The organism is Carboxylicivirga mesophila, assembly GCF_018271975.1.
Lineage (GTDB): Bacteria > Bacteroidota > Bacteroidia > Bacteroidales > Marinilabiliaceae > Carboxylicivirga > Carboxylicivirga mesophila.
The window spans coordinates 158,271-168,380 of sequence record NZ_JAGUCN010000012.1; the positions used below are offsets into that span (position 1 = coordinate 158,271).

The 10,110-nt window shown below is 43.6% G+C and carries 8 protein-coding genes; 6 read left to right on the forward strand and 2 right to left on the reverse strand.

The window, feature by feature from the left end:
• The first annotated feature begins 85 nt into the window (after positions 1-85).
• Positions 86-589: a hypothetical protein gene (locus KEM09_RS11880; RefSeq protein ID WP_212228568.1), complete on the forward strand. Its 504-nt coding sequence runs from the start codon at positions 86-88 to the stop codon at positions 587-589.
• 354 nt (positions 590-943) lie between these two features.
• Here the strand turns inward: KEM09_RS11880 and KEM09_RS11885 are convergent, their stop codons facing one another.
• Positions 944-2,224: an L-cysteine desulfidase family protein gene (locus KEM09_RS11885; protein WP_212228570.1), complete on the reverse strand. Its 1,281-nt coding sequence runs from the start codon at positions 2,222-2,224 to the stop codon at positions 944-946.
• A gap of 183 nt (positions 2,225-2,407) precedes the next feature.
• Positions 2,408-5,680, reverse strand: coding sequence for a S41 family peptidase (locus KEM09_RS11890; RefSeq protein WP_212228572.1), 3,273 nt, complete (start codon positions 5,678-5,680; stop codon positions 2,408-2,410).
• A gap of 205 nt (positions 5,681-5,885) precedes the next feature.
• On the opposite strand from KEM09_RS11890, the gene KEM09_RS11895 reads away from it, so the two are divergent.
• The 5 genes from KEM09_RS11895 to KEM09_RS11915 all read left to right on the forward strand — a co-directional run bounded on the left by KEM09_RS11895 (position 5,886) and on the right by KEM09_RS11915 (position 10,044).
• Positions 5,886-6,671, forward strand: coding sequence for an ABC transporter ATP-binding protein (locus KEM09_RS11895; RefSeq protein WP_212228574.1), 786 nt, complete (start codon positions 5,886-5,888; stop codon positions 6,669-6,671).
• Between the two features lie 3 nt (positions 6,672-6,674).
• Positions 6,675-8,324 carry a hypothetical protein gene (locus tag KEM09_RS11900; protein WP_212228576.1) on the forward strand — a complete coding sequence of 550 codons (1,650 nt, stop codon included), beginning with the start codon at positions 6,675-6,677 and terminating at the stop codon, positions 8,322-8,324.
• A gap of 79 nt (positions 8,325-8,403) precedes the next feature.
• Complete coding sequence (locus tag KEM09_RS11905) at positions 8,404-8,799, forward strand: DUF6686 family protein (protein WP_212228578.1); 396 nt, start codon at positions 8,404-8,406, stop codon at positions 8,797-8,799.
• 189 nt (positions 8,800-8,988) lie between these two features.
• Positions 8,989-9,492, forward strand: coding sequence for a flavodoxin (locus tag KEM09_RS11910; protein ID WP_212228580.1), 504 nt, complete (start codon positions 8,989-8,991; stop codon positions 9,490-9,492).
• Between the two features lie 195 nt (positions 9,493-9,687).
• Positions 9,688-10,044, forward strand: coding sequence for a DUF2023 family protein (locus KEM09_RS11915; protein ID WP_212228583.1), 357 nt, complete (start codon positions 9,688-9,690; stop codon positions 10,042-10,044).
• Positions 10,045-10,110 lie beyond the last annotated feature (66 nt).

Consider the following 10,110-nt stretch of genomic DNA (forward strand, 5'->3'; position numbering starts at 1 on the left):
ATATTGGTGTGTTTTTCAAATTGATAACGCAACCATTTTGTTGGTATCGCCATCTTAAGGAAAGAAACCAATAAATAGCCCCGATATGAGATACTTGAATGTTATTGCAGTTGTAATAGTCAGCTTTGTTATCTGTTCATGTGAGAATAATACGAATGAGCCTGAAGTAGCAGATTTTGTTTTTAAGGCTGAAAAGGATAACCAAACCTGGTTAGCTACACGCAGCTGGGGTTATCTGAATGAGAAGTTTGACGAACTATCGATTTCAGCAACAGTTGAAGACCCGGATTACTATCAGGAAGAAGCAATGACTATTAAAATTAATAAGGCAAGTATTGAGCCAGACAAAAAACTGATGGACTTTGATGCCAGTTTAGCATTCATTATTGGTGGTGATGGTGTGGCATGGCGTTATGAGAGCATTAAAGGCGAGCAGACTTACCTTATTATACATCATGTTGATGAGGAGAATAAGCGAGTTAGAGGCGCGTTTCAAATTAAGTTTGCCGATTCCTCATCTGATGGCGAGCCAATAATAATGACTGATGGAGTATTTGATGTCGCCTACGAGCATACTAATAGCTACTAATAAACCTGCCGTGCCTGCCGACCTGCTTTGTTACCTTTCTGGCTTTCAGGCAATTTTTACGAAGGAATGTTAAGCTCTGTAAGAGCGATGTGTACCAGAACAGGCTTTAGCCTGTTTCCTTTGCCGTGAGGTAAATACAGGGCTGAAGGCCCGGTGTGTTTGTTTGACGCAGGAAGGATTTCAAAAAAAATAAAGCCCCGCTACGATGTTTTTACAGTTGTAGCAGGGCATTCGAATATGTGTCAGTAGGTATTTTTTGTGCTTAGCGCAACATCCAATTTAAACGCCATGGAAATAGCTAAAGGCTAGTAGCCATCAGCTAGTAGCTTTTTATCATTAGATAAAAGGTAAAATCTATTCCCCCAGCATCATGCGAATGATCTCCCTATCAGTTTCGCGCATGCCCACGCTACCCAGGCGACCAATGTTTTTGATGGTATTTTCAACACCTTTAACAACAATGCCGTCGCCACCGTAAAATTGCTGTCCATTTTTATACATGTGATAGCCTAGTATGCCAGCTTCAACTGCCGATGCTATTTTACCGGCACACGACGGTTTGGCGCCATCGCACACAATGCCCGATACGATGGCCAGAGCATTTACAATGGTGTGTGCCACTTCTTTGTATCGTCCGCCGTAAAGGAAGGTGATACCAGCCCCGGCACCAACACCAGCTGATACCGCTCCACAGAATGCAGATAGTCGCCCAATGCTAGTTTTCTGATGGATAGTGACCAGGTTGGCTACAATCAATGCGCGCAGCAAACTGTCCTCATCAGCTTTTAGTTCTTTGGCGTATTCAATCACCGGTACCGAGGTGGCCAGTCCCTGATTACCACTGCCCGATACAATCATCACCGGTAGCTCACAGCCACTCATACGTGCGTCGGAGCCGGCCGCCGCCATGGCTTTGGCACGTACTTTTATGTCATCGCCCCAACTATTCAGTAGTACCGAGCCCACATTGGCACCCCAGTTACCTTTAATGCCCTCCTTGGCAATGGCTGTGTTATGTGCTATTTGCAGTTTCAATACGTCTCTTACTTCGTCAACATTCACCGATTCGGCAAACTCAACGATATCTTCCACACTCATTATGCTGCGGTCGGTTTTGTGCTTGTTGCTCACGTCATCGCAGTGGTGATTGTAAATAGTTGCTTCACCATCTTTTACAATTCGAACAATGTTGGTATGATAATGTGATATTTGCACTGAAGCATGTGACTCACCGGCATACACATTCACCACTAAATCGAAAATAACACCACTTTTGGAAGCCACCACTTTTACCTCTTTGTTTTGCAGGAAGTGGGCCATTTCGCTGCGCTGTTCGTCATTCACCTTCGATATCACCTGCAGCACCTTATCGGCATCACCGGCGACTATACCTGCTATTGCAGCCGCCTCAATGCCTTTCAGATTGTCGGTATTGGGCACCACCACACTCTTCACATTTTTAATAATGTTATCACTGGCTTCTACCAATACACGATCAGGCATTTGCCCCAGTATTTTGCGTGCCATCGCGCCGGCATAGGCAATAGCGATAGGCTCTGTGCAGCCCATGGCCGGCATTAACTCTTCGTGCAATATATTAATGTAAGCGGTGTATCTGGTATCGGCTTTATTCATGACTGTATTTACTTTAAATCAGACTGTCTGTACGTAATTTGGTGCCGAAAATAAAAGGAATATCGGGTATAGAATATGATTATTAGCATGCATGAATTTTATCATGATTTAAAGTGTATTGCCTTTAGTCCAAACAAAAAGCCGCTCGGTGATGAGCGGCTCTTGTATCATATGCTTAGTTGATTATTTCTTAACTGCCGGGGTTGAGAACGGAGGCGGGGTAATGGTTTTCTTTTCTTGGATACGCGATAAAACCTCTTTAACTGCTCGTTCCAACTGAGGATCAATGCCCTTCTCCATCGATTGTGCATCCATCCTAACATCAATGGTTGGGGTAATACCAACGTTTTCGCCTACCCATTCGTTGTTGATAGGATCAAACACGGCATTATCAGGAGCTGTGAGTGCGCCACCATCTACCAGACGGTAATGTACCGATGATTTAACCAATCCGCCCCAAGTGCGAGCACCAACTACCGGACCTATCTTCTGCTGCTTAAAGGCCCATGGGAAGAAATCGCCACCTGAGCCTGCCATCTCGTTAATGATAAGGACCTTTGGACCTTTAATACCTGCCGGTAACAGAATTGGCGAACCATTAGGAACTTCATTAGTCAGGGCTGCGCGCAGGTCTCGCTTCATCAGGTCAACCATGTAATCATCCAGCAAGCCACCACCATTGAATCGCTCATCAATTACAGCACCCTGTTTATCCTGCTGTGCAAAATAGTAACGGTTAAAGGATACGAATCCGGCATTGGACGTGTTGGGCACCCATACATAGGCCAGCTTACCATCCGACAGCTTATCAACCAATCGACGATTGTCCTCAACCCAGGCGCGCTGACGCAAAGCACGTTCACTTGATATAGGCTTTACCGTAATGGTCCAGCTGCCTTCAAAAGCTGCTTTAGAATTGATGTGCAAAACGGTTTGTACACCACGTGTGCCGTCTAGTGCCATATAAGGATCATCAGCAGTGGTTAATTCTTCTCCATTCACACCCACTAGATAATTACCTTCTTTCACTTTTAAACCAGGGCGTTGAAGCGGACTCGACAGGTCAGGATTCCACACTTCGGTGGTATAAATACGTTTGATTTGCCAATGTGAGGAATGGCCATTGAAGTCGGCACCTAACAGTCCCACTGATGCTTTTTCCACTTCGGGCATGTCGCCACCAAAAACAAAGCTATGACCTACCGATAGTTCACCGTTCATCATATCCAGCACATAGTTCAGGTCGCTGCGATGTTTGATATATGGCACAAGCGGAGCATAGCGCTCATATACTTCATCCCAGTCGCGTCCGTGCATGTTCGGGTCGTAGAAGAAATCGCGTTGATAGCGCCAGGCTTCTTCAAACATCTGTTGCCATTCGGCCTGTCGGTCAAGCTTGGTATTCAGGTTTGTCTTAAGTGTTTTACCGTCTTTACCATTTGGCTTATCGGTTCCCATCACTTTCCACGATGTGCCCATCTTTGCCAGCATCTGCTTGCCATCGGCCGAGATGGACACTGAGCGCGCATCTGTCACAAACTCTTTAGATTCACGCTCTTTTAAAGTGAATTTATGAATGGTATTGCCTTTATCTTTTGATTCGCTGATAAAAACTGTTCCTTCGGGCCCTGCCAGCATATATTGGTATTGACGCTTAGGCATTGGCATGGCCATTATCCGTTGCTCAATGTCTTCAAAATCGATGGTTATGCCTTTGTCTTCTTCAGCTTCTTTGTCTTTTGATTTCTTTTTGCTGTCTTTCTTGTCAGCATCGGCTTTGGGTTCCTCTTCCTTCTTTACTTCCTCTTCATCGCTACGTGGCTCAAACGGTGATTTATCAGCTTTGTTAAGGTTGATAACATAGGCCGTGTAGCGGGCATTATCAGGCGACATAACACTGGTGTTGACATAGCTTGACTCAAGGCCCAGGTCGGTACTGGCCAAAAAGTACAGCTGTTTGCCGTTGCGATCCCACGCAGGCGAAAAGGCATCGGCCATGGCGTTGGTAACCGGCTTTACGCTGTTATCTGCCGACGACCAGATGTAGATGCGACGGAAATGGTTGGCTCCAGCCTTGGCATAGGCCAGGTATTTGGAATCCTTAGACCATGTAATACCCATGTCGCCACGTTCGAAGTTGTTACCGGCCACATCAATGGTTTTAATACTCTTGGTGATGATGTCGAGTACTCTAATACGTACGTCGTCATCCACAAAAGCAATGTATTTACCGTCGGGTGACCAGCAAGGCTCCCAAATCATCTTGGATTCGCCAATGCCAATGTTTTCAACATCACCCAAACCATCCTGTGTGGTCAGCATAAGTTCATATTTTCCGTTTTTATCAGAGAACCAGGCAATTTTGTCACCTTTTGGCGACCAAAGCGGTTTACGTTCAGCAGCCTTTGAGTTATTGGTGATGTTACGCACATTTCCATGCTCAACCGGCACCGTAAACACTTCGCCGCGTGCTCCCATAATAGCACGTTTGCCACTGGGCGAAAGTTGGGCAAAGTCAATTTTTTTGCTCACATCTTCCCATCTGGTATCGGCCCAGGGGAAGTCGCCCACTACATTGATGCTTAGCTGTGTGCTGCTTTGTGTATCGATATTGAACAGGTGAATGTAACCGTCCTGCTCATAAACCAGCTCCTTGTTGCGACCAGCTAAATATTTGATGTCTGTTTTATCGAAGTTTGTAACTTGTTTTAGTTCTTTGCTGTTGGTGTTGTAAGTCCAGATATTGCTAACCCAATCACGGTCGGAGAGAAAGTAAATTTGCTCTCCCAGCCACACGGGTTGAATATCTGTTGTGCGTTCATTAGGTAGCAGCTCTTCTTCCCAGGTTTCGAGGTTAAGAATGATCAGTGGTGTATTTTGTCCACCCCGGTATGCGCGCCATTCCACATCCCAGCGCCGCATCTTGTCAAGCGCCAGGTATTTGCCATCGGCTGAATAGGAAGCTTTTGTGCCCCATTGTTTGCTTAGTAATTTCGACGGGCCACCATCTTTACTCACCGTCCATAAGCGGTGGTATGAGCTAGGTGCTGTTTCCCTGTCCGAAGCATACAGGATAGACTGTCCGTCGGGCGTCCAGCCTCTCACTTGCGATGCAGCCGGATACCACGTCAGGCGGGTTGCAGCTCCGCCTTCTACCGGCATAGTATAAACCGCATCAGTACCAGAACGATTCGATGTAAAAGCAATGGTTTGTCCATCGGGCGAGAAGTAGGGATCCTTTTCTACCGCCGGTGTACTGGTTAAGCGAATGGCATCGCCTCCAGTTTTGGCTGCCAGCCATAAGTCACCGCCATAGGTAAACACCACATGGCTATCGTTAATGTCGGGTTGGCGCAATAGTCGCGTGCCTTCAGTTTGTGCATATGATGCTAAAAATGCGTTCAGCAATAAGCCTAACAGAATGAGGTAAGTTGATTTGGTACGTTGTAGAATCATGTTAAAAAATTGAGATTTAGAATTGTTTCTAAGGTCAATGAAATAAATGGGGTATGATATCCTTTGGAACGGACGTTCTAAAATATGTATTTTAAATCTCTGTCGCAAGGATATTTATACAAGTGAATTATTATTTTTGTTAAACGGAAGAAAGGCAAAGTGCTGTTTCTTCTGAAATACTCAACTTTTATTTAAACCTGACTTAATGAAACAGACAAGCATACACATAAGAGGCCTTCGTAAAAGTTTTGGCAAAGGTGCTGATGCAAAAGAAGTACTGAAGGGTATTGACCTGAGTATAGAAAGCGGCCAGATAATTGGTTATATTGGACCCAATGGAGCTGGGAAAAGTACCACGGTCAAGATTCTTTGTGGTATTCTCACCAGTTTCGAAGGAGATATTGAAGTGATGGGCATTCCGTTGCGTAACAATGCCATTGAAGTGAAACGGAAAATAGGCTATGTGCCCGAAAATGGTGCGCTTTACGAAGCACTGACGCCTGCTGAATACCTTAATCTGGTAGGAACACTGTTTGATATGTCTTCGTCGTTGATAGGAGAAAGAACTGACTCATTGCTTAAGTACTTTGAGATGTCACAACACGCCAATCAGCGCATGGATACCTTCTCAAAAGGAATGAAGCAGAAGATATTGATTATTGCCGGTCTGATTAATAACCCGGATATTCTGTTTCTGGACGAGCCCTTATCTGGTTTAGATGCCAATTCGGTGATATTGGTAAAGGATATGCTGACCCGTCTGGCCAAACAAGGCAAAACCATCTTTTACAGCTCGCACCTAATGGATGTGGTTGAGAAAATATCGGACCGCATTATCCTGATTGATAACGGGCAGGTAATTGCCGATGGTACGTTTGAAGAGCTGCAACAAGATAGCAAGGCGTCGCTTGAGCAGGTGTTTGCCAAGCTCACAGGAGGTGAGGAGCGAGTAGGTGAATCGGGTATTTTGGATGAGGTTTTTAAAAATTAGGCGATGACTGTTATCCAACGAATTTTATCTGCACCGCTTAATATTTTTTTAAGCCTGTTAGGCGTCAATGAACGTCACTTTAAAGTGTTGCTGGCAGCTAAGCTAAAAATGGATTTTCGTCGTCCACCCAATAGTTTTCAGTCGGCTGGCAAAAAACAAACGCTTATCAAGCAGTTATTTATCTATGCTTTTTTGGGAGCTATCATGCTGCTTAGCTTGTATCGTATACCTGACTTAATGCTGCAGTTATCGGTATTCTATGCTTTCCTGATTGTGTTTGCAGGCACTATTATGCTCACCGAGTTTACATCGGTGCTGTTTGATGAGAGTGAGAATCATGTGCTATTGCCAAGGCCTGTTTCGTCGCGAACATTATTAATTGTACGCCTGATACACGTATTGATTTATATTGGTAATATCACCTTATCCTTGAGTTTGCCATTTAGTATTTACCTGGCTATCAATTATGGTTTTATCGCTTTAGCCTTTTTATTAGGTGTGTTTTTATGCGCCTGGTTCATCATGTTGCTGGTGGTAGGAATTTATATGAGCCTTTCGCGATTGGTTAGTGCCAGCCGTTTTAAGGATGTGCTCAACTATCTGCAAATAGGTTTGGCGATAATCATCATGGCTAGTTATCAGTTGGTGCCCAATTTTATTGAAGATGCCAATATGGAGCAGCTCACTTTTACACATGCCTGGTGGACACAGCTAGTGCCTTCGGTATGGTTTGCTGGTTTTGTACGCTTTTTATCCGGTATGGGTGAAGGAAATGATGTAGTGTTATTTCTGATTACCATTGGCGTCACTATCCTTGAAAGTGTAATACTGGTGCGTACCTTATCGTCTGGTTTCAATGCCATTATAGCTGAGTCAGGAGCTGGCACAGTCACCAAAAAGAAAGAAGTTATCAAGGTAAATGCAAAGCAGCCATGGCTCGAAAAAGTCATTGACCTGTTGTGTGTTTCTTCAGTGGAGAAGATGGGCTGGGCATTTACCATGAGCCATATTAAAAGCGATCGCAAGTTGAAGCAGCAGTTATACCCTATGTTTGCCTACAGCATCATTATGGTAATTGTTTTTCTGAAGCCACAGGTAAATAACTTTGGTGCATACATGGCAGAATTGGGGCAAAGCTCCAAGTATCTGATGTTTTTTCTGGCCGGTTTTTTCGGAACCATTGGGATATCCATCATACCGTATACTGATACGCCTAAGGCCGCCTGGATTTATGAAGTGGCTTCTACCAATAAAAAATACCATATGCAATCCGGGGCGATAAAGGCAGTTTTGTTTACCTTCTTTTTGCCTTTGTATGTACTTTACCTGGTGCCCATTATCTGGATTTGGGGGGTAAGTGTATTGCCACACATTATTTTAGGAGCAAGTTTGAGTGCTGCTTTAGCCATTTTACTGGTGAAGTTGCAAAAACAACCGCTACCATTTTCACAGGCCCGTGAAATGGTGAATAAAGGTGAATATACCCTTAAGATGTTGTTAGGAATGGCAATGGTTGGTGTAATCATAGGATTGGTTTACCTGGTGTCTCTGGCACACATTGGCCTATCAATAGGTTTGTGTGTGATGATGCCGTTTATAATAGTACTATGCTACCGGCTGATTCGGTCACAAAAAGTTGCTATCAGAGTCTAACTGCTACTTATTCAGTGTTTTGCTTAGTTAGTTATTTGTTTAAACCTATCAGCCCATTTATTTTCACTAATTGTGGCGATTGATTGATAAAGTACTTTATCCCATATTCGAAATAAAAAAAGATATGGATAAAGTGCTCAGTCAAACGCCAAACGGACGTGTGTTTATTTGTCCCAATTGCAATAAAATTCATGTAGAGTTTCATAATTTCCTTTTCTCCTTCGATGAGGAGGAGTACCGTTATTTTCAGCGATGTTTTGCCCGTATGGATGGGTGTTACTACGAAGCTGTTAACTCTGATATTGTTTATACGCGCAAGATAATTGTACCCATTGGTCATAAGCATGCATCAATGATGTTAAACCGTTATGAGTTACACGAATTAAAGTCATTACTCAAAGGTAGTGGAGCATCAAAGTCCCCTTCAGTTTTCTTATCGGTTGAGGAAATTGGTCTCGAGGTGGGGAGTAATTAATGGAGCTACTCATCATCAATTGTTAACTATTTGTTGGGATTGGCTGTGTGTAAATTATTGAAAAAGAGATTTATATGGTGATTTGATGAGCAGGTTGCCTTGAAACTATTGGTTGAAAAGCCCCACTAATGGCGATTGATGGGCATGCTTCATCAGGATACATTTGTATCAATCAAAACAATCAACAAAATGAAGAAAACAGCAATAGTTTACGGCTCCAGTACCGGCAATACGCAGGCTGTAGCCGAAATGATTAATTCGCAATTAGATAAGCAGGCTGACCTGATAAATGTAGATGAAGCATCCGCTTCTGATTTGGCAGACTATGATTTTCTGTTTTTAGGGACCAGCACCTGGGGTTTGGGCGATTTGCAGGACGATTGGGAGGGATTTATTACCGAGCTGCAGGGAATTGACCTGGGTGGTAAACAGATAGCCCTGTTTGGTTTGGGCGATGCCGATGCTTATCCTGATACTTTTGTGGATGGTATGGGAACTATCTATCAGGCCATTGCTGATAAAGGCTGTGAGGTGGTGGGCATGGTGTCGGTTGATGATTACAGCTACGATGCTTCAACAGCCGAATTGGAAGGGCAATTGGTAGGACTGGCCATTGATGAAGATAATGAAAATGATAAAACCAGCAGTCGTGTTGAGGCCTGGATAAATGATTTAAGACATCATCTTGATTAAAGATAAATGTTGGTGGCGCATACTATAGAGTTGACCTTTGACCCAATTTGCTTTGCCACTGGGCAATTAGATGAATAAGCCATTAAGCCAGTTGATTCCAATGTTCATTTGTAAAATACCAGATAAACGTATCCGGGTAAGTTTATTAATGGCTTGGCTTATTCATTTTTATTAGATTTTAAACCATCAGATAGCATGAAAGTATTTTGCCATCATATTTATGAATATAAAAAAGGTCTGCGCAACCTGATATTGCATACCATGGCCAGCAGCGATGTGCCTCTCGCCATCAAGAAATTAGAGGCCAATGATATTCAATACCTCGTTCAGCCAGTGACTAAAAATAAGGTGAATGTGTTTTTTGGGGCTAATGAGTGCGTGGAGGTAATCAAGTGCTTTTGTCATAAGCGCCTGAATGAACTATCGGCCGAAGAAGATTTTATTTTAGGGACGCTGCTTGGTTACAACCAGGTTATTCAATGTGCGCGCTACCTGAAGAGAAAAGAAGAAGCCCCTTTGATAAAACTACCCTTTACCATTATTATTGTTTAATATACTCATGGCTAGTCTATAACCCTCGTATTTTAATTTAAATCTATCCAGTCCTTGTTTGATGGA

Excerpts from the sequence above, each read along its gene's own strand:
- KEM09_RS11910 (WP_212228580.1), top strand. The coding sequence starts at position 8,989 with ATGAAGAAAACAGCAATAGTTTACGGCTCCAGTACCGGCAATACGCAG.
- KEM09_RS11885 (WP_212228570.1), bottom strand. The coding sequence starts at position 2,224 with ATGAATAAAGCCGATACCAGATACACCGCTTACATTAATATATTGCAC.
- KEM09_RS11890 (WP_212228572.1), bottom strand. The coding sequence starts at position 5,680 with ATGATTCTACAACGTACCAAATCAACTTACCTCATTCTGTTAGGCTTA.
- KEM09_RS11915 (WP_212228583.1), top strand. The coding sequence starts at position 9,688 with ATGAAAGTATTTTGCCATCATATTTATGAATATAAAAAAGGTCTGCGC.
- KEM09_RS11895 (WP_212228574.1), top strand. The coding sequence starts at position 5,886 with ATGAAACAGACAAGCATACACATAAGAGGCCTTCGTAAAAGTTTTGGC.
- KEM09_RS11880 (WP_212228568.1), top strand. The coding sequence starts at position 86 with ATGAGATACTTGAATGTTATTGCAGTTGTAATAGTCAGCTTTGTTATC.
- KEM09_RS11900 (WP_212228576.1), top strand. The coding sequence starts at position 6,675 with ATGACTGTTATCCAACGAATTTTATCTGCACCGCTTAATATTTTTTTA.